Source organism: Streptomyces sp. NPDC032198 (assembly GCF_040636975.1).
In the GTDB taxonomy this organism is placed as follows: Bacteria; Actinomycetota; Actinomycetes; order Streptomycetales; family Streptomycetaceae; genus Streptomyces.
On the sequence record NZ_JBEZVL010000002.1, the window covers coordinates 361834 to 383235 of the forward strand.

Consider the following 21402-nt stretch of genomic DNA (forward strand, 5'->3'; position numbering starts at 1 on the left):
GCACCCCCTCTTCCAGGGGGTGCCCCAGCGTCGTACCGCCGCTGCCGCGAGGTCAGTTGTTCTGCTTGCGGCGGTACAGCGCGAAGCCGAGGCCAGCCGCGCCGAGTGCCGCCATGCCGCCGCCCGCCGCCATCAGCGGGGCGCTGTCGCCTGCCGGGGACATGCCGTCGGCCCCGGCCTTGACGCCGCCCTTCGGCACGACGTGGGAGGCGCCCTTCCCCGGCTGGACCTGGCCCTGCGGCTTCTGTCCGTGACCGCTGTCGCCGTTGCCGTTGCCGTGGGTCTTGCCCTCGGTCCAGCCCTTCATGGTGCCGTCCGGGTTGAGCACGAAGTGCGCGCCGTTGTGCTGCCCGTACGCGGGCTTGTGGCCGGACTGCTTGATCGTGTCCCAGACGACCTTCTTGCCGGTGTCGGTGGACTTGGCGATCATGTCGGCCTCGTATCCGGCCTTGGTCTTGTAGACCTTCGCGTCGAAGCCGGTGCCACCGAGGTTCGTGTACTGGTGGACCAGGTGGCGCTTGTGGTCCGGCTTCGGCTTGGGCTGCGGCTTCGGCGGGACCGGCTTGCCGCCGGTGCGGGTGATGGTGCCGTCCGCCGAGAGCTTGAAGGTGTTCCCGTCGATCGTGGTGGTCTTCGGGTTGATGTACGCCTCCAGGGAGCCCTTGGCCTTGCCGTGGAGGGAGATGGCGGCCTTGGCGCTGCGAGCGGACGCGTTCACGTCGACCTTGGCGGACCAGCCCTTGCCGAGGTCGGTGGTGCCCTTGGAGACCCACCCGCCGGGGACGGGCTTGTCCTTGTCCTTGTCCTTGTTGTTGTCCTTGTCCACGAGCTTGGCGGTGACCGTGCCGTCGGGCGACAGGGTGAAGGTGCTGCCGTCGATGGTGGTGCTCGCGGACTTCTCGTACGCGGTGAGCGAGCCCTTGGCCGCGCCGTCGAGGGTGATGGCGGCCCTGGCGCTGCGCGCGGACGCGTTGACCTCGACCTTCGCGGACCAGCCCTTGCCGAGGTCCGTGGTGCCCTTGGACTCCCAGCTGCCGGGCTTCGGCGTGTCCGGGTCCTTGGACTTGTCCTGATCGGTCTTGTCCTGGTCCGTCTGGTCCTTGTCGGCCTGATCCTTGTCCTTCTGGCCGTTGTCGGTGTGGTCCTGGTCCGTCTGATCCTGGCCGTTCCCGTCCTGGTCCGAGGCGCCGGGCCGGTCACCCGCGGCGACCTGACCCTGCGGGTTCGACGGGGCGTCGGCGGCGAAGGCCGCCGCCGTCGGGACGGCGAGAGCGGCGATCGCCCCGGTGGCGATGGCGGCGGTGCGGAAGGTACGGCGGGTGGCACGCATAGCGGATCCCTTATGACTGGTCGGTCGAACTGTCCGTCTTTATGCCTGTTTGCGGCGGCGACAGACATGAAGCTACGGGCGCTGTGTGTGCGTCATCCGTAGGGAACGTAACAACCGGCCGCATGCGGTGGCGCGGAACCGTAAAGCGGGTAAAAGTGCAGTTCAGGGGTGGTCAGGTCGAAGGTCATCGGTTGTTCGGGACCTACGTCACGCCGCCTCCGCCCGCCCCGCGAGCCACTCCCCGTAAGCGGGCGCCTGGCGCGCCGCCTCCCAGTACGAGGCTTCGAGGTCCCCGTACACCGCGTCGAGCTCCCCCTCCGTACGGGCCGCCACGACGAGGCGCACGCCGAGCGGGTCGCCGTGCAGTGGCCGGACCGTCATGTTGGGTCTCGCGTGCGAGGTCGGCTGGCAGACCGTGACGACCTCGCCGGTGGCCACGAGGGAGGACGCGGTGAGGTAATCGCCGTGCAGGACACGGGGGTTGAGCCCGGCCTCGCGCAGCACCCGGAGCAGTCCGTCCCACTCACCGTCCACCGTCGGGTCCACCATCCACCGGTCATCGGCGAGATCGGTGAGGTGCACGACGGCCTTGCCCGCCGCCGGGTGGTCGGCGGGCAGGAAGACGAACTGCGGCTCCCGCTCGACCAGCACGCGCCGCCGCAGCCGCTCCGGCATCCGCAGCGGACTGCCCTCCACCTCGTGCACGAAGGCCACGTCGAGCTGCCCGCCCGCGACCATGCGGAGCAGCGCGTTCGCGGAGACGTCCATCTGGAGCGAGGTCTCGGTGGTGGGCAGGCGCAGCCGCAGCCGGCGCAGCCAGCCCGGTATGGCGCAGCTCGCCGTGGAGCCGATGCGCAGCTGCGGGCCCTCGGTGGCGCGGGCGGCGGCGGCCTTGGTCTCGTTGACCAGCGAGCGCATCTCGCTGACCAGGGGGCGGGCACGGCTGAGGACGAGGCGCCCGAGCGGGGTCGGGCGGCAGCCGGTGCGTGCCCGGGCGAAGAGCTGGCCCCCGATCTCCAGCTCGATGCGGCGCAGCTGGGTCGTCAACGACGGCTGGCTCATGCCGAGTTGGCGCGCCGCCTTGTGCAGGCTGCCGGTGTCGGCGATGGCGCACAGCGCGCGGAGGTGCCTCACCTCGAGCTCCATGGCTGTGAGCGTAGAGCGGTGGGCGTCGGTGCACCAGACTCACAAACCCCACGTGAACCCCCTGAGTTGGGCACACCCGGAGCCCGCCCGAAGGTTGGCCAGGGGCAGGCGATAGCCCGGCACTATCACCACTTGCCATCATCCGCGGAAGCCCCGGTTCCCTGAGACTCCCCCTACCGAACCGTTCACCTTTCACCGAACGAGTAGGGAGCCCCCCACATGAACAAGCGTTACCTCTCTGTCGCGGCCGTCATCGGCCTCGCTGCCGCAGGTATCGGCACGACATCGGCGACGGCCGCGACCCCCACCGCGCCGTCATCCGTCTCCGCGTACGCCAACTACGCGGGCTCCGGCGAGGAAGCCAAGGCCAACAAGGCCTTCTTCGACGCCGTCCTGAAGTCGGTCGCCGAGAAGCGCGCGGCCAACCCCGGCACGAAGCAGGTCACGGTGGTGTACGACGCCTCCGGTGCCCCCACCTTCGCGCAGCAGATAGCCAGCAGCGCGTCCATCTGGAACAGCGCGGTTTCGAACGTGAAGCTCCAGGCGGGAAGCAGCGGTGCGAACTTCGAGTACCGCGAGGGCAATGACCCGCGTGGCTCGTACGCGAGCACGGACGGCCACGGCAGCGGGTACATCTTCCTGGACTACGCGCAGAACCAGGAGTACGACTCGACCCGTGTGACCGCGCACGAGACGGGCCACGTCCTCGGCCTTCCGGACCACTACGAAGGCCCGTGCAGCGAGCTGATGTCCGGCGGCGGACCGGGCACCTCGTGCACCAACTCGCAGCCGGACGCCAACGAGCGGTCCCAGGTGAACCAGCTCTGGGCCAACGGTCTGGCGAAGGCGCTGGACAAGCTGGACAGAATGGACAAGGTCGGCTGACCTGCCGCTTCACCCACTGTGCCCATCAGCGCGCTCGACGCTGATGGGCACAGTGCTGCTGCCGGTGGCCGCACCGGCGTCCGTCACTCGCTCGTGTAGTAGCGGTAGAACGTCAGCGCGAACACGCCGCCCGCCACCGCGAGCGACATGATCACGGACCGCAGGATCGTCGCGTCGGTCAGGCTGTAGAGATAGCCGAACGCGATTCCGGCGAAGGCCGCCCAGGCCGCCGCGCGCAGCTCGCGCGGCAGCCGGGGCGCGATCGTGCGCAGCCCCATGAAGACCGCCGCGACGACGACTCCGGCCACGATGCCGAGCAGGACGTTGCCGGTGGTGATGGGCCCCGCGTCGCGTGCGATGCCCGCCGCCCAGATGCCGTAGACGAGGCCGAGGAGCACGGTGGCCGTCGCTGCCCTGGTGGCGGCGGAGCCGCCGAGCACGCGGGGTGCTGTCGAAGTGGATGCCACGTGAGCCATGACGGGTCCTCCAGACACGGTCGCCCCCCATCCAGGGCACACCCGCCCGCGCCGCCCGGCAACTCGGCGGCTTCAGTGGTAGCGGTTGTAGCCGCCCTGGCACGAGTCCCAGCACGGCTTGTACTGCTGGCACGGGTCCGCGGTGGCGCAGCTGGGCACATGCTGCCCGCCGGTGTCCACGTACGCGGCGCTGGCCCAGCCCTGCACCCCGCCGAGCCAGTACCAGGACGTGTCGCCCCAGACGCTGGACCCCTGCGTGACGCACTCGACGCGGTCCTGGCTCTCCGCGGGGAGCTTCGCGACGATCGAGGCGCTGGTGGACGGCGCGTCCCGGATCTTCAGGTCGACGGGGGCGACGATCGTCCCCCAGACCACATGGTGGTCGTGTGTGGGTGCCGCGGCGGCGGCTGCCGGTGACGCACCTCCGAAGGACAGTGCGCCCGCGGCCAGGAGCGCGGTGACAAGAGTTCCCAGGGCGGCCGGAGTGCGCCTCAGGGCCGGAGTGGTCCGCATGATCGACCTCCTCGTTCCCCCTGTTTCCCCGTTCCCCCGGGTCCCTCCGCCCCTTTTCTCCCCCCTCCAGCAAACACCCGTTCGGGCTAGGGCTCCACCGGAGGATGAGTTCACACGGGGGAGTTCCTGCCCCCGTATGCACTCGTCCCGGTCGCGCCCCGCGTGACCGGGACTTCTGCTGGGGCACGTGCTCAGACGTTCGCTGTCCGCCGTCCTCCTCGTGCTCGCCGTCCTCCTCGTGCCGCTCGGCGCGCTCTCCACCTGGGCGAAGTACGAGATCGAGGACGCCGACCGGTACGTCGCCACGATGGCGCCGCTGGCCTCCGACCCCGATGTGCGGGACGCGGTGGCGGACGCGGTCACGGACGGGGTGGCGAAGGAGATCGACGCGGGGCCGCTCCAGGACACCGTCGAGTCGTTCGTACGGGACGCGGTGCGGTCCTTCACCGGGACCCCGGCGTTCGAGGCGGCCTGGAAGGCGGCCAACCGCGAGGCGCACGCCGCGGTGCAGGACGCCCTCACCGACCAGGCCGACGGCGGCGCCGTCACCATCGACCTCGCGCCGATCACCGAGCAGGTCAAGCGCCAACTGGACGCGGACGGCGTGCCGTTCGCGGACCGCATCCCCGTCACCCACACCGAGGTGACGCTCATGGAGTCGTCGGACCTCGGGCCCTTCGGGAAGGGATTCCACATGCTCCAGGTGGCGGGCCTCTGGCTCCCCCTCGCCGCGGTACTGCTCGCCGTGGCCGGCATCTTCCTGGCGGTGCACCGCCGCCGCGCGATCATCCGCACGGCCCTCGGCGCGGCCCTCGCGGGGGCGGCCCTCGCCCTCGCGGTCATGGTGGGCCGGGGTCTGACCCTGGACGACCTGCCGAAGGACGTCTCCCGCCCGGCGGCGGAAGCGGTCTACGACGCGTTGACGTCCTCCCTGAGCGTGGCCGGCTGGGTGATCCTCGGGGTGGGCCTGGCGGCTGCCCTTGCCGCATGGCTGCTCCGGCGCATGCAACCCTCCCGTGCCTCCCGCCGTCTCTAGGGGAAGATTCGCGCAGGACCCCAGACGGATCAGACGGAGAGGCCGGCCTTGGACAGCGCAGACAGCGCAACGGCAGCCAGGACGGCTCCCCACGAGGAGTGGCACGAGCCGCGGGCGAAGCGGCGCCCGGTGCACCGCTTCTCCGCTTGGCTCGCGGCTCTCCTCCTGGCCGGTGTCAGCACCGTCATCGGCTTCCGGATCGCCGACTCCGACGGCGTCACGCCCGTACCGCAGATCCTCGCGTTCCTGCCCTGGCTCATCGCCCCGGCGGTCGCCGGACTACTGCTCGCCGCACTCGCCCGCTGGCGCGTCGGCCTCGTCTGGGGAGTCGTCGTGCTCGGCGGCGTCGCCTGGTTCATGGAGCCGTACGGCAAGACCGACGACCCGGAGGGGCACGCCGTCGCCGAGATCCGCGTCATGGCGTCGAACGTGCAGTTCGGCCGGGCCACCCAGGGTCTGCTCAAGGCGGTCCGCAAGGAGAAACCCGACCTCCTCTTCGTCCCGGAGTGCGACTACAGCTGCTCGGACACCCTGCGCGACGAACTGCCCCGCTCCGACTACCCCTACCGCACCGCGAGCGAGGCCGGCGGCGCCGAAGGCTCGGTGATCGTCAGCAAGCTGCCCCTGAAGAAGGCGAGCGGCCTCGCGGGCACCCTTGGCATGCCCGGCGCCGTCGCCGAGCTGAAGAACGGCCACCAGGTCCGCGTCCAGCTCGCCCACCCGATGCCGCCGCTGCCCAAACAGCTCTCCACCTGGCGCACCGAACTCGCCGGGATCCGCGACTACGCCGCCGAGGGCAGGCGCGCGAACCGGTCCACCATCATCGCGGGCGACTTCAACGCCACCCAGGACCACGCCGCCTTCCGCGACATCCTGGACACCGGCGGGGTACGCGACGCCGCCCGCCTCGCCGGTTCCGCCCGCACTCCGAGCTGGCCCGCCGACCTGATGTCACCGCTGGGCACCCAGATCGACCACGTCCTGCTCACCCCGGACTTCTCGGCCCGCGACGCCCGCTTCCTGGAGATCGGCCACACGGACCACCGGGCCCTGGTGGTGGACGTGACGCTGCACGGGACGGACCGGTAAAACGCAGGTCAGGCCGGGCAGCGCGGCAACAGCGGCAGCGATAATGGCCGCATGCCCCGCCGTGAGTCACCCGCACCACCGGGCCCTCTGAGCGCCCTCGCCCCACCTCCCTGGCTGGTCAGGACGCTCAAACCGCAGACGGCGCCGGTCCCGTGGGCCGCGGTGGCGCGCGCCTCCGTCGCCATGGCGCTGCCCCTCCTCATCGGCCTCGCGACAGGACAGCCCGCGTACGGCGCGCTCGCCTCCATGGGCGCGCTGTCCGGAGTCATCGGCGACACCGCCGACGCCTACCGCATGCGGATCTTCAACATCGCCGTGCCGCAGCTCTTCGGCGCGATCGGCGTCACCATCGGCTCGCTCGTCTTCGGCCACGGCTGGGTCGCGGTCGGCGTGGTGACCCTGGTCGCGCTCGTCTCCGGGATGATGTCCACGATCGGCGCGGTGGCATCCGTGTCAGGGCTGCTGCTCCTCCTCAACTCCGTGGTGGGGGCGGGACTTCCGATGCCGGGGGAATGGTGGCTGGCCCCGGCCCTGATGACGAGCGGCGGCCTTCTCGTCCTCCTCCTCGCCCTGCTCGCCTGGCCGCTGCGGTCCGGCATCCCGGAGCGGGCCGCCGTCGCGGCGACCTACCGCAGCGTGGCCGCGCTCCTCGAAGCGGCGGGCACCGAGCGGTACGACGAGGCGCGCACCGCCGTCACCGCCTCCCTGAACCAGTCGTACGACCTCGTCCTCGCCCGGCGCACCCGCGCGCACGGCCGCAACCCCGATCTGGTGCGCCTGATCGCCCAGTTGAACGCGATCACGCCCGTCATCGAGGCCGCGCCCGCCGCCCATCAGTGCGGGGTCCCGATGCCCCCGGAGTTCCCCGCGGAGGTGCGGCGCCTCGCGGACGAGGTGGCGTCCCCCGGCGCCGCCCGGGTCGCCGAACCGGTGCTCCCCGAGCCCCTCGAACCCTCCGCCGACGCCGTCGACCACGCCCTGCGGCACGTGGCCGAACTCCTCAACGACTCCGACCCGCACGGCGTCGTGCACGTCGACGACCGCCTCGGCCGCCCCGCCGCCCTGCGCGTGCGGGCCCGCAGAGCCGCCCGCAACGTCGTCCTGTCGAGCGCGTCCTGGCGCTACGGCCTGCGTCTCGCGCTCTGCATCGGCATCGCGCAGTCGCTGGTGTCCCTGATCGACGTGCCCCGCTCGTACTGGGTGGCGCTCACCGTCACGTTCGTCCTCAAGCCCGACTTCGGCTCGGTCTTCTCGCGGGCGGTGCTGCGGGCGATCGGCACCGCGGCCGGGCTCGTGGTCGCCGCCGCCGTCCTCGCCGAGGTGCCGCGGGGCTGGTGGGACGTCCCGGTGATGCTGGTCCTCGCGGCGCTCATCCCGGTGCTCACGACGCGGGGTTACGGCTACCAGACCGCCGCGATCACCCCGGTCATCCTGCTCCTGTCGGACGTCCTGAACCACCAGGGCTTCGGTCTGGTCCTGCCCCGCCTGGTGGACAGCCTGATCGGCTGCGGCATCTCCCTGGTGGCGGGTTACCTGCTGTGGCCGGAGAGCTGGCACACCCGGATCGGCGACCGGCTTGCGGATGCGGTGGCCGATACGGCGTCGTACGTCGAGAGCGCGTTCGGCACGGCGGTGGACGTGGCCGCGCGGGCGCGGATGCGGCGCGGCCTGTACCGGGACCTGTCCGTCATCCGCACCGAGTTCCAGCGCGCCCTGACGGAACCGCCTCCGATGGGGGCGCGGGCGGCGGCGTGGTGGCCACTGGTGATCGCGGTCGAACGCATCGTGGACGCGACGACCGCTGCGCGGGTGCGGATTCGGCATGGGGCGGGGGAGCCGGGTCTCACTGAGGTGGGGGAGGTCGCTCGGCAGTTGCGGGAGTTGGCGCAGGGTCTGCGGGACTCGGAGACCCTGGAGGAGGTCTCTGCTTCCTTCATGGGCGCCCAGGAGAGTGTCCTGGAGCCGCTTCGCCAGGAGGTGGCGGCGGCGAGGGCGATTGCGTCGCCCGCCCCGCCGCGGGAGTGAGGTTCGGGCGTTCCCTGCGGGTGAAAGAACCTTCAGCCCGTCCGGCGTTTGAGGACGAACTCGGCGAAGCCGGTGATTACAGCGCTTCCAGATCTACCGCACGGGCCATCGCCCGATACCCCGCATCATTCGGATGCAGGTGATCCCCGCTGTCGAACTCAGGGGCGATCCGCTCCCCGTCCGCCGGATCCGCAAGCGCCCGGTCGAAGTCCACGTACCCGTCGTACTCCCCGGAGTTCCGAACCCACTCATTGAACTCGTCGCTCACCTTCGCCGCCCGCTCCCCGTAGTGATCCGAACCCCCCAGCGGCAGCAAGGTCGCCCCCACCACCTTGACCCCCTTCGCGTGCCCGGCCCGGATCAGCTTCCGGTGCCCCGCGATGAGTTCGGCCGCGCTCACCTTCGGTGCGGGCTTGTACGTGGGCGTGTCGCTCTCGCTGAAACCGATGTCGTTCAGGCCTTCGAGGACGACCACCGTCCCCACCCCGGGCAGGTCGAGCGCGTCCCGCCCGAAGCGGGCCGTACCCCTCTCCCCGTACCAGGCCGAGTCGTTGAGGACGAGGTTGCCGCCGATACCGGCGTTCAGGACGGGCCGGGGCGTACCCGCCTTGGCGAGCCGCTCGGCGAGCGCGTCGGACCAGCGGCGGTTGAGGTCCGTGGAGGAGGCGAAGCCATCGGTGATGGAGTCGCCGAACAGGACGATGCCGCCACGGGCATGTGCACGGTCACGGTCACGTGCGCCCCTCACGTCCACACCCGACAGGAAGTACCAGGACTCCGTCGACTCGTCGAACGCCCCCGCCCCCGCGTCCCCCACATGATCCCCGTCCGCCCGGTAACTCGTCGCGAACGACTGCGCGTGGAACGTGGCGGGACCCGTGGTCCGCGCGAGGTGCAAGGTCACCGTGACCGACTCGGAGGGCTTCAGCTTCAAGCCCGCCTCATCACTGGAGAGTTGGCCGTGTGCCGGGATCTCCACCGACCGCCTCCCCTCGAACGTGAGGCGCCGTACCGACCCCTCCTCGACCGCCGCCCCCTTCTTCGTGCGGGCGATGGTCGCCCCCGCGATGTGCAGCGGCGACGTGCCGTACGCGTTGGAGAGCCGGATGCGGGATCTGTCACCGCCCTCGGTGACGCGGACGATCTGGCGCAGGGTGTGGCCGGAGAAGCCGTCCTCCGACCAGTTGGCCTTGAAGCCCGTGCTGGCGCGCTGCGGCGACGCGGCCCAGGCGGCGGTCCAGGCGGGGCCCGACGGCTTCGAGCCCGAGGCGTGGGCCCCCGTGACGGCGAGGCCGAGACCGGCCGTCAGGGCGAGCGCGGCGGTGGCGGCGGTGGCGACGGCGGCGGCAGACGTACGAGTACGCGAAAGCATCTGAATCTCCGGGGAGTTGAAAGGAGTGGTGGGAGGCATCCGGTGACCGGACTCCTCCAAGATCCGCCTCCGCCCACCCCCGATCAACGGCGATCCGTGAAACGATTACCACGCTCAGGCTTATCGATGCAGGTCAGAGCCGTAACGGGCATAGAAGGACCTACGGACGGGGCGGGGAACAGCAATGGAACGCCAAGAACTCGAAACCTTCCTCACGCTCGCCGAAGAGCTCCACTTCGGCCGCACCGCCGAACGCCTCCTCCTCTCCCAGGCCCGCGTCAGCCAGACCGTGAAGAAGCTGGAGCGCAAGATCGGCGCCCCGCTCTTCGAGCGCACCAGCCGCAAGGTCGAGATGTCTCCGCTGGGCCGTCAGTTGTACGACGACCTGGCGCCTCTGCACGTACGCATGGAGGCCGCCGTCGCCCGCGCCAAGGACGTGGCGCGCGGCGTCGAGGGCGAACTGACCGTCGCCTTCCTGGGGTCGGGCGCGGGCTCGCTGACCTCCTCGATCCTCCGGACGTTCCGCGAGCGCTGCCCCGGCTGCGACGTCCGGATGCGGGAGACCCAGTACGGCGACCCGCTCGGCGCGCTCCGCGGCGGTGACGCCGACGCGCTGTTCACCTGCCTCCCCGTCGAGGAGCCGGACCTCACGGTCGGGCCGGTCGTCATCAACGAATCCCGCATGCTCGCCGTGCCGCTCGGCCACCGCTTCGCCGGGCGCGACAGCGTGTCCCTCGAAGAGTGCGCGGGCGAGACCTTCTTCGGTGTCGTCAACGGCGCTCCCGGCTACTGGTGGGACTTCCACCACCCGCCCCGCACCCCCAGCGGCCTCCCGATCCGCCGCGGTCAGGCCGTCGCCGGGTTCCAGGAGCTGATGACGCTGGTCGCCATGGGGCAGGGGGTGTCGCCGGTCGTCGCGTCCGTGGAGAAGTACTACGCCCGCCCCGACATCGTCTTCGTCCCGCTGGACGACGTCCCGTTGGCCGACGTCGCTCTCATCTGGCGCACCGCCGCCGCCGGCACCCCGCGCCTCGACGCGTTCGTCCGCGCGGTGCGTGACTCCGTCGCGGCAAACGGAGGACCGGCGCGGTTCTGACGCTCCCGCGCGGCTCCCGCGCGGGAGGATGCCGTGCGTGACCGCTGCCCTGACCTACTCCGCCGCCTTCATCACCTTCTTCTCCGTCGTCGGGCCGCCCAAGGTGCTGCTCGCCTTCGGCGGCCTCGCGCAGAACCATCCGGTCCGCGAGCTGCGGATGATCGCGCTCGTCTCGTCCGGTGCCGCCGTCGTGGTGGGCCTGATCGCGGGCTTCACCGCGCCCTGGCTCCTTGAGCTCTTCCACATCTCCACGCCCGCACTCCAACTCGCGGGCGGCGTCATCTTCTTCATCTACGCCGTCGGCCTCGTCCTCGGCGTCCACCTCGGCTCGGACGGGGCGAACCAGGACGCCCCCGACCTCGTCAGCGGCGTACGCGAACTGCTCATGCCGTACATCGTGAGTCCGCTCGCCATGACGGCCGTGCTGATCGAGGCGGCGGCCCGCGACACCTGGTCGTGGCGTTCCACGGTCGTCGGCGCGTACGTCGCCGTGGTCGCCCTGGACCTGGTCTGCGTGGTGCTGCTCGCGCGCGTCCTGCGGGGCACCCACCACGCCACGATCGAGCTCTTCGGCCGGCTGCTCGGCCTGCTCCTCGCGGCGGTCGGCGTGGACCTGGTCCTGGACGGGCTCGCCTCACTCGGCGTCCCGGGCCTGGACCGCCACTGACACTGTCCTGCCGAGGACACCGATGACCGGCGTCTAACCCGCCGTCTTCGAATGGCCCTCCTCGATCAGCATCTCCGGGCGCCCCGTCACCAACAGCCAGGCGGGCAGCGCCGCGACGCACAGGACGGGCAGCACGGAGAGGTCCATCACCACGACCGCCGCCGTGAACAGGCTCAGCCAGCCCTGCCGCGTCGTGGCGAGCAGCACGCCGAGGATGGCGCAGGTGATCGCCAGAGCGGGCGGCACCCCGTCGACGAGGGCATGCGCGAACATGCCGAGCGCCACGCCCACGAAGACCGCCGGGAAGATCCGCCCGCCACGGAAGCCGCAGGTGGCGGCCACGCAGAGCGCGAGGAGCTTGACCAGGGCGAGCAGCAGCAGGTTGCCCGCGTCGTGGTCGGCGGCCTCCGCCGTCAGCTCCTTCATCTCCTCAAGGCCCTTGAAGAGCGTGAGATGGCCGCCGAGCGCGCCCAGGGCGCCGAGCACGAGACCGCCCACCGTCAGCATCAGGACGGGATGCCCGAGCTGGCGGAAGGCGCGGTGGAGGTGGGGGAAGGCGTACACCGCGCACAGCCCTACGGCCGCCGCCCCCGTGCTGATGACCATCGCGGAGAGGATGTCGCCCCAGTGCGGCCCCGAGTACGCCGGGACGTCGATCTGGAACGTCGGGTGCGCGATGAGCACCGTGGTCAGCGCCCCCGCGCCCGCCGCGACCAGCGGTGCGAAGAGGCGGTCCCACAGCGGGCGCGGGTCGGGGCCGGGGGAGGTGACGGTCTCGGAGAGGATGAGCGCCGCCGCGACCGGCGTACCGAAGAGCGCGCCGATGGTCCCCGCCGCCGCGAGCGCGACCCAGTCGGCGGCGGGAGTACGGGGCATGACCTGCACGCCGAGTGCGTAGGCGAGGGCGATGTTGATCGCCGTGATCGGATTCTCCGGGCCGAGGCTGGCACCGCCCGCCAGGCCCACGACGACGGCGAGCGCGATGCCGGGGAGCACCCGGACCGGCAGCGGCGGGTCGACGAGGCCCAGCGTCGCGGGGTCGGGCCCGGCGTGCCCGGGGACCTTCCACACGATCAGCCCGACGACGAGCCCCGCCACGGTGAGCACGCCGATGATCCACCCGGCCGACGTGCCGGAGACACCGACCGCGTCCGGCAGCGCGTCCCACAGCAGATCCTGCAGCCGCTCGGCGACGAAGCTGAGCAGCAGCAGGACCAGGCTGGACCCGACGCCGACGAGCAGGGCGGGCAGCACGAGCGGGAGCAGGGCGCGGGCCTGCGGCGTCCAGAGGGAGGGGCTGCGGTCCGGCGTGGATGTCTCGGTCATGGACCCTCCGGGGCAGCCCCCGCCTCTCGCTCGGTCAGACGGTGGGAGGCGGCGTGCGGCCCGCGTCGCGGGGCGGACCGGGGTCGGCGCCCGCGGAGCCCTCGGCGAACGGGCCCGGGCCGGAGGTGGTGCGCCGGGGCTCCCAGCCGCCCGGTGCGCCCGGTCCGCCGCGGCGGTCGTCACGGTCCGAGTGGTCCGTGCACAGCGCCCAGATGACGAAGATGCCGATCGCGATCGCGATCAGCGCCCAGATCGGCTGATACGGCAGCCACATGAAGTGCAGGATGACGGAGAGCGAGGCGAGCGCGACACCGCACGCCTTGGCCCAGGTCGCGCCCTTGAGGATGCCGTAACCGGCGACCGCGACCAGGATGCCGAGGATCAGGTGGATCCAGCCCCACGTGGTGAGGTTGAACTTGTAGACGTAGTCGCCGATGCGCGCGTAGACGTCGTCCTTGGCGATGCCCGCGATGCCTTCGAGGACGCCCAGGATGCCGCTGACCAGCATCAGGACACCCGCGAACACCGTGCCGCCCGACGCCCAGGGGCTCTCGCCCCGCGGGTTGCTCGCTCCGCTGCTCATGGGCTCCCTTTCTTAGCCGGTCAGGAGTTCACAGCGTGTGACAGCCCTACGGGGGCACGCGACCGGGCTTGGGCCGAACGGGTCCCTTTGCGACCTCCCGCGCCGCACGATTCCGCCATCGGATCGGACGTTAGCGGGGCGTTAGTCAGACAGCGCCAGATCAACAGCAGCAGCGGACAGTCTTGTTCTCACCAGCCCGAACGACCGGAAAGAACGGGAAGAACAATGACGCACACCACCCTCCGCAACGCCCGCAAGGCCGCCGCCGCCATGGTGATCACCGTCGCCGCGTTCGGGCTCACCGCCTGTCAGGGCAGCGGCAACGACACCTCGTCGTCCTCCGCCTCCAGCTCCGCGACCAAGTCCGCCGGGAACTCCGCCGGGAACTCCGCCGACGGCAAGTCGACGAGCACGCCCAACAAGTCCGGCAAGAGCTGCACGGACCAGATCAACTACGCGGGTGACCCGCGTTCCAACGCCGAGATCAACTCCATCGGTGCGGACACCGGCACCTGCCCGACGCCGGAGAAGGGCAACAAGCCCTCGGGAAGCACCCCCACCAAGTCCGGTGCGAGCTGCACGGACCAGATCAACTACGCGGGCGACCCGCGTTCCAACGCCGAGATCAACTCCATCGGCGTGGACACCGGCACCTGCCCCAAGCCGCAAAAGGCCACCAAGCCCACGGGCACCCCCAACAAGCCCGGCGTCAGCTGCACCGACCAGATCAACTACGCCGGTGACCCCCGTTCCAACGCCGAGATCAACAGCATCGGCGAGGACACCGGCACCTGCCCGCCGGCCAAGCACCAGTAAGCGCGGGACCCAGGGAACACGGTTCGAACCTTGGAGAGTCCGTGACGAAGAACGACCAGTCCGGCGAGCACCCCCAGGCGCCGTGGTGGTGGGGCGTCGGCCCAGTCGGGGCCATCCTCATCATCCTCACCGGGATCGCCTGGACGCTGTGGGCCTTCCTGGGCACCGCCTCCGCGGACGACCCGGTGGCCGGCTACCAGGGCAGCAAGATCGTGGCCGTCGGCCTCGTGCTCCTCGGCGCCGCCGCCCTGGAACGCCTCCGCGGCCGACGTCCGCGTACGGACGACGAGACCGGCACGTCAGAGGACCCGCCAGTTTCATGATTCACGCCTCCGGCGTGGAGTTGGCTGGTTACGCTGGGCTACCAGATGAACTGAGCGTCACACGGCGCCGGTTATGGGGGTGGCCCACGCATGGTCAACATCCGCGACCTGGACCCCAGCGCGTCCCCGCTGGACTACTACGGCTCGGAACTGCGCCGCCTCAGAGAGGCCGCGGGCCTCAAACAGGGCCAGTTGGGGAGCTGCATCTTCTGTACGGCGTCACTGATCGGCCAGATCGAGACGGCGAAGAAGGTACCGACGAGGGATTTCTCCGAGCGGGTGGACGCGGCGCTCGGGACTGACGGGGTGTTTTCGCGGTTGGTGGGGCTGGTGCTGCGGAGCCAGTTGCCTACGTGGTTTCAGCAGTATGCGGAACTGGAGACGCGGGCCACTGCGATCTCCTCGTTCCAATGCCAGCTGGTGTACGGGCTGTTGCAAACGGAGGACTACGCACGCGCGGTGCTGCACGCAGGGTGGACGGACAAGCTCGACGAAGCTGTCGCCGCCCGAATGGAGAGGCAGCGCATCCTCAGCCGCCATCGTCCACCTCTGGTGTGGGTGGTCCTGGACGAGGCGGTGTTGTACCGGCCGTTCGGCGGTCACGAGATCATGCGAAACCAACTGCGGCACCTGTTGGACTTCCGGGAACGACGTGAGGTCCGGATCCAGGTGCTGCCTTTTGGCGCCGCTCAACACCCCGCGACTGTGGGGTCGTTCAATGTCCTGAGGTTCGACGACGAGCCGGCTATCACTTACGCCGAGAGCTACGGCTCCTCCCATGTTCTCGCCAATCCAGAGACCACCAGAGACTGCGCCCACCGTTACGATCATTTGCAGGCCGCGGCCCTCTCCGTGGAGGCGTCGGCGGCGCGGATCGCCCGCGTAATGGAGGAGCGATATGGGGATCAACCAGAGCCAGACGGGCGCCCTGTGGCGTAAGTCGTCCTACAGCGGCGGCACCGGCGGCGACTGCATCGAATGCGCCCCCCTCAACGGCACGGCATGGTGTAAGTCGACGTACAGCAGCGACACCGGCGGCGAATGCATCGAGTTCGCCCAAGCCCAGTGCAACGAAACCATCGCCGTCCGCGACAGCAAGAACCCCGAAGGCCCCGCCTTCACCACCACCCCCCGAGCCTTCGCCACCTTCGTAGCGGCAGCGGCAAACGGCACCCTGAGGTAAGCGCCCCGCAGGGGCGCGGGGAACTGCGCGACAAGCCACGACGCACCCGCAGCGGCGAGGCGGCGGCGGCAGCCTCACCCCGCCGAGGCCACGGCCCGGGTAATCTCCGCGGCCATCCGGCGGATGCCGGGCGAACGGGCAGGGCAGGGCCGGGACTTGGCCGTGGTCGGGGCCAGACAGAAGTGCAGGTAGTCATCCCCCCGGTGCAGGGCCGCGCGGCCAGCCCCGGTGCAGTAAGCCGGGTGCGACCGCTCGTACGACGTGCACGGCAGCTTCTCCACCCACGTGTACCGATCCGCCGCCGGAGCGACCGCTCGGCCCGCGTCGGCGATGACCCCGCCGGAGGCCCGCGCCTGCGCCGCGTAGATTCCGTTGACGCGCCGGACGCGGTCGGGAGTGATCGGGTCGGGGCCCTGGAGGACCCAGACGATCCGCGGCCGGCCCGCCCCGGACCCGGCGCCGCGGATCTGGGAGGCGAGTTCCTTCGCGTCGGCGGCGTACCGGTCGAAGTACTTCTGGCGTGCCTTGTCGTACGTGATGCCGTCCATGCACGGCGTATAGCCCCACGCGTTGCCCCAGAACTGGAGGACCACGTAGTCGGGCCGCTGCTCGCGGACCAGCGTGGCGGCCTTGTCCTTGTCGGGGACGAGGGAGTCCTTGCCGGTGCCTTCGAGGTAGTCGCAGAGGGTGGTGCCGGAGTAGGGCGCGCTGCGGTAGCGGGCGCCGAGACCGTCGCGCAGGTGGTCGCCGAGGACCGTCTGGTTCTCCATGGCGAGGGAATCGCCGAGGTAGAGGACCTTCGGGGCGTTCGCGGGCCGTGGCTTCTCCGCGGCGCGGCGGCGGGTGGTCGAGGAGGGCGAGGGGTCGGTGGACCCGGCGGGCGGCTCGTCCCGAGCGGCGTCGGAGGTCCGTGCGGCGGCGGGGGTCTCCGGGACCTCGTCCGACGCCCCTCCCGAGCCGGGGTCACCGCACGCCCCGAGGAGCAGCACAGCGGCCAGCACCCCACCGATCCACGGCTTGCGCATACGCCAACTCCCGTTCAGGCGACCGAAATAGCCCCTTAGGCAAGCACAGTCACCGTCGCGTGAGAAGAGAGCGGGTGGCGCTTTTGGCCCGCTTCCGTTCCCGCATTACCCCGGACGTAATCGACCCCTTGCGTACCGCGCGGCAAGATCAGGTCATCGGAAAGAACAGCCCGGATGACCAGCCGCAGGAGGCACCCGCCATGACCGCACACGCCACCACCGCGTACGAGACCGCCGTCGCCCGCTACTTCGAGGCGTGGAACGCCGAGGGGGCCGAGGACCTGGCCAAGGCCGTGGCCGCCTGCTGGAGCGAGGACGGCGGCTACACCGACCCGCTGGCCGACGTCACGGGGCACGAGGCCCTCGCCGCAGTGATCGCGGGAGCCCACGCGCAGTTCCCCGGCTTCGAGTTCCGGCAGCTCGGGGCGGTCGACGGCCACCACCACGTCGCGCGCTTCGGCTGGGAACTGGTGTCGGTCGCGGACGGCTCCGCCCCCGTCGCCGGCTTCGACGTCATCACGCTCGCCGACGACGGCCGGATCCGGTCCGTGCACGGCTTCCTGGACCGCGTGCCCACGGCCTGAGGCCCGGTGCACGGCCGGAGCCGCGATCGACGTTCGCCCTACGAACCACTACAGCCCGTAGGGCGAACTGACCCGAGGTGCGTCAGCGGGCCACGTACTGCGTGAGGATCGCCTGGACCTCGTAGATGTCGACGCCCTTCGTGAACGTCTTCTGGATCGGCTCGGGGGTCCCGGAGATCCAGATCTTGAGCTCGGCGTCGAGGTCGAAGTGCCCGGCGGTCTCGACCGCGAAGTGCGTGATGCTGCGGTAGGGGACCGAGTGGTACTCGACCTTCTTGCCGGTTATCCCCTGCTTGTCGACGAGGACGAGGCGACGATCGGTGAAGAGCATGGTGTCGCGGATCAGCAGGAACGCGGCCTGCACCTGCTCACCGTGGCCCAGCAGACGCGCGTAGTCCTGCTGCGCGGTCATCGGATCGATCGTGTGAGCGTTTCCGAAAAGTGCCATGAGAGACCCCCCATTCAGTTGAACTCAAGGAATCTCCGACTGTAACGCGCGCACTGTGGGACGCCTGCTCTGTCACATCTTGCCGAGCGCATCCGTCAGAGGAATGGAAGCATCGGCAGCGGCATAGGAGATCACCATGGAAGCTCGTCTGAACCTCTTCGGCAGCTCGCTCGCGGGCAAGGTCCTGAAGCACATCAACTCGGCGTCCAAGGTCGTGACGGACTCGACCCTGCCCGCCGCGACACAGGAACTGGTGAAGATCCGCGCGAGCCAGATCAACGGCTGCGGGTTCTGCACCGACATGCACACGAAGGACGCCACGCACGCGGGCGAGACATCGACGCGCCTCAACCTCGTCGCCGCCTGGCGCGAGGCCAAGGTCTTCACGGACGCGGAGCGCGCCGCCCTTGAGCTCACCGAGCAGGGGACGCGCGTCGCCGACGCGGCGGGCGGCGTCACGGACGAGGCCTGGGCGGACGCCGCCAAGCACTACGACGAGGACCAGCTCGCCGCCCTGGTGTCGCTCATCGCCTTGATCAACACGTACAACCGGGTGAACGTCATCGTCCAGCAGCCGGCGGGTGACTACCAGCCGGGCCAGTTCGGCTGAGAGGGGAAACAAAAAGACCCAGGTCACTGACCTGGGTCTCAACTGTGGAGCGGGTGACGAGAATCGAACTCGCACTCTCAGCTTGGGAAGCTGATGTTCTACCACTAAACTACACCCGCGAAAGACACCGTCTGTGGCGGTGTCGTAACGTCGCACACTCTACCTCATCCCAGGCCCCGGGCGCTTTTGCCATGGGGCCTGCGTGCTGTCCGGGGCATGGATGGCGCTGCGGGACGCGGGAGTTGGGGCGTACGGTGAGGGACCGGAGTGCCGCCTGGAGGGGCGCCCCATTCGTCCCGTAATGTGGCCTTTCGTCGTCAGCTCGCGTACGAGCAGAGTGCGGGACGCTGCGAGCTCAACTACGGCTTTGGGGAAGGGACTCGAGGACTTGATGGAGCACACCGTCGTCCGATGTGCCGAAGGGCACGTGTTCAGCACTGCTTCGTTCCCGATGCAGAAGGCCGACCGGCTCGGACCCGGCCGGCTGATCCGCTGTCCACGATGTGCCCGATTGAGGCATGCCGTGCCGGTCGCGTCGCAGAAGCGGTAGCGGCAGAGGCGCAGGCAGGCGCAGGCAGGCACCGGACGCAGAGAACGACAGCGCGCGGGACCGTCCGATTGGGGCGGGCCCGCGCGCTCTGCGTATCCTCGGTGCGTGCTTCTCTCAGACAAGGACATCCGGGCCGAGATCGACACCGGACGAGTACGGATCGATCCGTACGACGAATCCATGGTGCAGCCCTCAAGCATCGACGTGCGGCTCGACCGCTACTTCCGGGTGTTCGAGAACCACCGCTACCCCCACATCGACCCCTCCGTCGAGCAGGCCGACCTCACGCGGCTCGTCGAGCCCGAGGGCGACGAGCCGTTCATCCTGCACCCCGGCGAGTTCGTGCTGGCCTCGACGTACGAGGTCATCAGCCTGCCCGACGACCTCGCGAGCAGGCTGGAGGGCAAGTCCAGCCTGGGGCGCCTCGGGCTTGTGACACATTCCACGGCCGGGTTCATCGACCCCGGCTTCTCCGGGCACGTGACCCTGGAGCTCTCCAACCTCGCGACGCTGCCGATCAAGCTCTGGCCGGGCATGAAGATCGGGCAGCTCTGCCTGTTCCGGCTGACCTCGCCCGCCGAGGAGCCCTACGGGTCGGAGCGGTACGGGTCGCGTTACCAGGGCCAGCGCGGACCCACCGCCTCCCGCTCCTTCCTCAATTTCCATCGGACACAGGTGTGACATCCAGCATGAGTGACGTGCGCGAGAACCTTACGTACGAGAAGTTCGGCGGCGCCGTGCGCGAGCTCGCGCAGACCATCGCCGATGACGGCTACCAGCCCGACGTGGTGCTTTCGATCGCGCGCGGTGGCGTCTTCGTCGCGGGTGGCCTCGCGTACGCGCTCGACTGCAAGAACATCCACCTGGTCAACGTCGAGTTCTACACGGGCGTCGGGACGACCCTGGAAATGCCCGTCATGCTGGCGCCCGTGCCGAACGCCATCGACTTCACCGACAAGAAGGTGCTCATCGCCGATGATGTCGCCGACACCGGGAAGACGCTGAAGCTCGTGCACGACTTCTGCCTCGACCACGTGGCCGAGGTGCGGTCCGCCGTCATCTACGAGAAGTCGCAGTCGCTCGTGAAGTGCGAGTACGTCTGGAAGCGCACCGACGACTGGATCAACTTCCCGTGGAGCGTCGAGGCTCCCGTAGTGAAGCGTGCCGGGCAGGTTCTCGACGCCTGAGGCCCGTACGGACGAGGACGGCCCCCGGTGGAGTGATCCGCCGGGGGCCGTCCTGTTCTGTCTGCTCTGTCCGCGGGGTCTAGAACGTGCCGAGCTTGATGATCGACAGCAGCGCGAGCAGCTGGATCGCCGACGCGCCGAGCGCCTTCGGCCACGGCAGGTCGTGCGACTTGCTCACCATCGCGGTGAGCAGCGCGCCCGCCGCGATCCAGGTCAGCCAGCCGAGCAGCTGCACGAAGGACTGGCCGCCGCCGAGGAACATCGCGACGATCACGCGGGGCGCGTCCGTGATGGACATGATCAGCATGGAGAGGCCGACCGTCGGCTGCCAGGCGCCGTCGCCGCCGAGCTGGCGGGCGAGGGTGTGCGTGACCACGCCCAGGATGAACGCACTGATCGTGATCGCGACGCCCGTGGTGAGGACGTACGGCACGGCCGTGGAGAGCGTGGCGCTGATGGCGTCCTCGCGGGCGCCGTCGAAGCCGAAGATCGCGAGCAGGCCGTAGAGGAACGTCACGATGAGGGCCGGGGCCCACATCGCGTAGTCCCGCATCTGGAGGAAGGTCGGGCCCGGGCGCAGCACGATGCCGCGCAGCAGGTCCTTCCAGTGCAGGCGCGGGCCCACCGGGGCGGGGGCCTGGCCCGCGCGGTAGGTGTCGCCCTGGTTGTACGGGTCCTCGCCCACGGAGAAGGCCTGGGTGTGCCCCGGGTTGTTGGCGGCGTACGGATCGAAGCCCTGTCCGCCTTGTCCGCCCTGGCCGCCGTGCCCCTGGCCTCCCGGCCCGCCGAAGTACTCCGGCTCGCCGTGGTTGCCGTGGTTGCCGCCCGGCTGCGGCCATTGCTGGCCGCCGTATCCGCCCTGGCCCTGGCCTCTCTGGCCCTGGCCGTACGGCGGCTGCTGCCTGCCGTACTGCTGCGGGGACGGCTGAGGGGAGCCGTACGGAGGCTGCTGGCCCTGGGGGGCCTGCTGCCCGTACGGCTCCTGCCGCGGTCGTTGTTGGGGTCGCGCTTGCGGGGTGCGGTTGTCCCGGCCGCGTCCGATCCTGAATCCAGCCACGAATCGAACGTACCTGGTCTGGAGGGCCCGGGTCGTCCGTCCTGTGGAGGAGAGCGGCTTTGCCGCTGACCTGTG

General features: G+C 70.3%; 23 protein-coding genes, 1 tRNA gene and 1 pseudogene. 14 read left to right on the forward strand and 11 right to left on the reverse strand.

Going from position 1 to position 21402, the window contains the following annotated elements; translation table 11 throughout:
* Positions 1-52: 52 nt before the first annotated feature.
* Both AB0E78_RS06805 and AB0E78_RS06810 read right to left on the reverse strand, forming a co-directional pair.
* A complete protein-coding gene (locus AB0E78_RS06805; RefSeq protein WP_361829076.1) occupies positions 53-1330 on the reverse strand; it encodes a hypothetical protein in 1278 nt (425 codons plus the stop codon).
* A gap of 207 nt (positions 1331-1537) precedes the next feature.
* A complete protein-coding gene (locus tag AB0E78_RS06810; protein ID WP_361829078.1) occupies positions 1538-2476 on the reverse strand; it encodes a LysR family transcriptional regulator in 939 nt (312 codons plus the stop codon).
* Between the two features lie 219 nt (positions 2477-2695).
* On the opposite strand from AB0E78_RS06810, the gene snpA reads away from it, so the two are divergent.
* Positions 2696-3361, forward strand: a complete 666-nt coding sequence (gene snpA, locus AB0E78_RS06815) for a snapalysin (protein WP_361829080.1) — start codon at positions 2696-2698, stop codon at positions 3359-3361.
* 83 nt (positions 3362-3444) lie between these two features.
* Here the strand turns inward: snpA and AB0E78_RS06820 are convergent, their stop codons facing one another.
* Entirely contained in the window at positions 3445-3837 is a 393-nt protein-coding gene (locus tag AB0E78_RS06820; RefSeq protein WP_361829082.1) for a hypothetical protein, read from the reverse strand.
* 72 nt (positions 3838-3909) lie between these two features.
* Positions 3910-4350 carry an SH3 domain-containing protein gene (locus tag AB0E78_RS06825; RefSeq protein WP_361829083.1) on the reverse strand — a complete coding sequence of 147 codons (441 nt, stop codon included), beginning with the start codon at positions 4348-4350 and terminating at the stop codon, positions 3910-3912.
* Positions 4351-4537: 187 nt separating this feature from the next.
* Here AB0E78_RS06825 and AB0E78_RS06830 point away from each other — a divergent pair, with 187 nt between their 5' ends.
* The 3 genes from AB0E78_RS06830 (at position 4538) to AB0E78_RS06840 (ending at position 8500) form a co-directional block, all read left to right on the forward strand.
* Positions 4538-5386 (forward strand): hypothetical protein, encoded by an 849-nt coding sequence (locus AB0E78_RS06830; RefSeq protein WP_361829084.1) that lies wholly within the window; start codon positions 4538-4540, stop codon positions 5384-5386.
* Positions 5387-5515: 129 nt separating this feature from the next.
* Positions 5516-6475, forward strand: a complete 960-nt coding sequence (locus tag AB0E78_RS06835; protein WP_361829535.1) for an endonuclease/exonuclease/phosphatase family protein — start codon at positions 5516-5518, stop codon at positions 6473-6475.
* A 51-nt stretch (positions 6476-6526) separates the two neighbouring features.
* Positions 6527-8500 carry an FUSC family protein gene (locus AB0E78_RS06840; protein WP_361829085.1) on the forward strand — a complete coding sequence of 658 codons (1974 nt, stop codon included), beginning with the start codon at positions 6527-6529 and terminating at the stop codon, positions 8498-8500.
* Positions 8501-8576: 76 nt separating this feature from the next.
* Here AB0E78_RS06840 and AB0E78_RS06845 read toward each other — a convergent pair whose 3' ends face one another.
* Positions 8577-9872, reverse strand: a complete 1296-nt coding sequence (locus tag AB0E78_RS06845; protein ID WP_361829086.1) for an SGNH/GDSL hydrolase family protein — start codon at positions 9870-9872, stop codon at positions 8577-8579.
* Positions 9873-10056: 184 nt separating this feature from the next.
* Here AB0E78_RS06845 and AB0E78_RS06850 point away from each other — a divergent pair, with 184 nt between their 5' ends.
* A complete protein-coding gene (locus AB0E78_RS06850) occupies positions 10057-10968 on the forward strand; it encodes a LysR substrate-binding domain-containing protein (RefSeq protein WP_361829087.1) in 912 nt (303 codons plus the stop codon).
* Between the two features lie 37 nt (positions 10969-11005).
* Positions 11006-11635, forward strand: a complete 630-nt coding sequence (locus tag AB0E78_RS06855; RefSeq protein ID WP_361829088.1) for a MarC family protein — start codon at positions 11006-11008, stop codon at positions 11633-11635.
* A 33-nt stretch (positions 11636-11668) separates the two neighbouring features.
* Here the strand turns inward: AB0E78_RS06855 and AB0E78_RS06860 are convergent, their stop codons facing one another.
* Positions 11669-12961, reverse strand: a complete 1293-nt coding sequence (locus AB0E78_RS06860; RefSeq protein ID WP_361829090.1) for an ion channel protein — start codon at positions 12959-12961, stop codon at positions 11669-11671.
* Between the two features lie 187 nt (positions 12962-13148).
* A pseudogene (locus tag AB0E78_RS06865) lies at positions 13149-13544 on the reverse strand (hypothetical protein); the annotation flags it as partial.
* A gap of 225 nt (positions 13545-13769) precedes the next feature.
* Here AB0E78_RS06865 and AB0E78_RS06870 point away from each other — a divergent pair.
* From AB0E78_RS06870 to AB0E78_RS06885, 4 genes are all read left to right on the forward strand, one after another.
* A complete protein-coding gene (locus AB0E78_RS06870; RefSeq protein ID WP_361829091.1) occupies positions 13770-14360 on the forward strand; it encodes a hypothetical protein in 591 nt (196 codons plus the stop codon).
* Between the two features lie 41 nt (positions 14361-14401).
* Positions 14402-14683 (forward strand): hypothetical protein, encoded by a 282-nt coding sequence (locus tag AB0E78_RS06875; protein ID WP_361829093.1) that lies wholly within the window; start codon positions 14402-14404, stop codon positions 14681-14683.
* 90 nt (positions 14684-14773) lie between these two features.
* A complete protein-coding gene (locus tag AB0E78_RS06880; protein ID WP_361829095.1) occupies positions 14774-15622 on the forward strand; it encodes a helix-turn-helix transcriptional regulator in 849 nt (282 codons plus the stop codon).
* Positions 15582-15866, forward strand: a complete 285-nt coding sequence (locus AB0E78_RS06885; protein ID WP_361829097.1) for a DUF397 domain-containing protein — start codon at positions 15582-15584, stop codon at positions 15864-15866. The genes AB0E78_RS06880 and AB0E78_RS06885 overlap by 41 nt, the downstream gene beginning before the upstream one ends.
* A 74-nt stretch (positions 15867-15940) precedes the next feature.
* On the opposite strand, the gene AB0E78_RS06890 is transcribed toward AB0E78_RS06885, so the two are convergent.
* On the reverse strand, positions 15941-16891 hold the full coding sequence (locus tag AB0E78_RS06890; protein WP_361829099.1) for an SGNH/GDSL hydrolase family protein: 951 nt from the start codon (positions 16889-16891) through the stop codon (positions 15941-15943).
* 200 nt (positions 16892-17091) lie between these two features.
* Between AB0E78_RS06890 and AB0E78_RS06895 the strand changes: the two genes are divergently transcribed.
* Complete coding sequence (locus tag AB0E78_RS06895; protein WP_361829100.1) at positions 17092-17475, forward strand: nuclear transport factor 2 family protein; 384 nt, start codon at positions 17092-17094, stop codon at positions 17473-17475.
* 82 nt (positions 17476-17557) lie between these two features.
* Here the strand turns inward: AB0E78_RS06895 and AB0E78_RS06900 are convergent, their stop codons facing one another.
* A complete protein-coding gene (locus tag AB0E78_RS06900; protein ID WP_160506205.1) occupies positions 17558-17923 on the reverse strand; it encodes a PH domain-containing protein in 366 nt (121 codons plus the stop codon).
* A 136-nt stretch (positions 17924-18059) separates the two neighbouring features.
* On the opposite strand from AB0E78_RS06900, the gene AB0E78_RS06905 reads away from it, so the two are divergent.
* On the forward strand, positions 18060-18533 hold the full coding sequence (locus tag AB0E78_RS06905) for a carboxymuconolactone decarboxylase family protein (RefSeq protein WP_361829102.1): 474 nt from the start codon (positions 18060-18062) through the stop codon (positions 18531-18533).
* A gap of 45 nt (positions 18534-18578) precedes the next feature.
* Here AB0E78_RS06905 and AB0E78_RS06910 read toward each other — a convergent pair.
* Positions 18579-18652 (reverse strand) — tRNA-Gly (locus tag AB0E78_RS06910).
* A gap of 536 nt (positions 18653-19188) precedes the next feature.
* Between AB0E78_RS06910 and dcd the strand changes: the two genes are divergently transcribed.
* Positions 19189-19764, forward strand: a complete 576-nt coding sequence (dcd, locus tag AB0E78_RS06915; protein WP_361829103.1) for a dCTP deaminase — start codon at positions 19189-19191, stop codon at positions 19762-19764.
* An 8-nt stretch (positions 19765-19772) separates the two neighbouring features.
* The gene (locus tag AB0E78_RS06920) at positions 19773-20270 is read left to right on the forward strand and encodes a phosphoribosyltransferase (protein WP_361829104.1); all 498 of its coding nucleotides are present in this window, start codon (positions 19773-19775) and stop codon (positions 20268-20270) included.
* A gap of 79 nt (positions 20271-20349) precedes the next feature.
* On the opposite strand, the gene AB0E78_RS06925 is transcribed toward AB0E78_RS06920, so the two are convergent.
* The gene (locus AB0E78_RS06925) at positions 20350-21327 is read right to left on the reverse strand and encodes a Yip1 family protein (RefSeq protein WP_361829106.1); all 978 of its coding nucleotides are present in this window, start codon (positions 21325-21327) and stop codon (positions 20350-20352) included.
* Positions 21328-21402: the final 75 nt, after the last annotated feature.

Bases quoted from the DNA above. Each gene is read 5' to 3' on its own strand.
- AB0E78_RS06805 (WP_361829076.1), bottom strand. From the start codon at position 1,330: ATGCGTGCCACCCGCCGTACCTTCCGCACCGCCGCCATCGCCACCGGG.
- AB0E78_RS06810 (WP_361829078.1), bottom strand. From the start codon at position 2,476: ATGGAGCTCGAGGTGAGGCACCTCCGCGCGCTGTGCGCCATCGCCGAC.
- snpA (WP_361829080.1), top strand. From the start codon at position 2,696: ATGAACAAGCGTTACCTCTCTGTCGCGGCCGTCATCGGCCTCGCTGCC.
- AB0E78_RS06820 (WP_361829082.1), bottom strand. From the start codon at position 3,837: ATGGCTCACGTGGCATCCACTTCGACAGCACCCCGCGTGCTCGGCGGC.
- AB0E78_RS06825 (WP_361829083.1), bottom strand. From the start codon at position 4,350: ATGCGGACCACTCCGGCCCTGAGGCGCACTCCGGCCGCCCTGGGAACT.
- AB0E78_RS06840 (WP_361829085.1), top strand. From the start codon at position 6,527: ATGCCCCGCCGTGAGTCACCCGCACCACCGGGCCCTCTGAGCGCCCTC.
- AB0E78_RS06845 (WP_361829086.1), bottom strand. From the start codon at position 9,872: ATGCTTTCGCGTACTCGTACGTCTGCCGCCGCCGTCGCCACCGCCGCC.
- AB0E78_RS06850 (WP_361829087.1), top strand. From the start codon at position 10,057: ATGGAACGCCAAGAACTCGAAACCTTCCTCACGCTCGCCGAAGAGCTC.
- AB0E78_RS06860 (WP_361829090.1), bottom strand. From the start codon at position 12,961: ATGACCGAGACATCCACGCCGGACCGCAGCCCCTCCCTCTGGACGCCG.
- AB0E78_RS06870 (WP_361829091.1), top strand. From the start codon at position 13,770: ATGACGCACACCACCCTCCGCAACGCCCGCAAGGCCGCCGCCGCCATG.
- AB0E78_RS06880 (WP_361829095.1), top strand. From the start codon at position 14,774: ATGGTCAACATCCGCGACCTGGACCCCAGCGCGTCCCCGCTGGACTAC.
- AB0E78_RS06885 (WP_361829097.1), top strand. From the start codon at position 15,582: ATGGGGATCAACCAGAGCCAGACGGGCGCCCTGTGGCGTAAGTCGTCC.
- AB0E78_RS06890 (WP_361829099.1), bottom strand. From the start codon at position 16,891: ATGCGCAAGCCGTGGATCGGTGGGGTGCTGGCCGCTGTGCTGCTCCTC.
- AB0E78_RS06895 (WP_361829100.1), top strand. From the start codon at position 17,092: ATGACCGCACACGCCACCACCGCGTACGAGACCGCCGTCGCCCGCTAC.
- AB0E78_RS06900 (WP_160506205.1), bottom strand. From the start codon at position 17,923: ATGGCACTTTTCGGAAACGCTCACACGATCGATCCGATGACCGCGCAG.
- AB0E78_RS06905 (WP_361829102.1), top strand. From the start codon at position 18,060: ATGGAAGCTCGTCTGAACCTCTTCGGCAGCTCGCTCGCGGGCAAGGTC.
- AB0E78_RS06920 (WP_361829104.1), top strand. From the start codon at position 19,773: ATGAGTGACGTGCGCGAGAACCTTACGTACGAGAAGTTCGGCGGCGCC.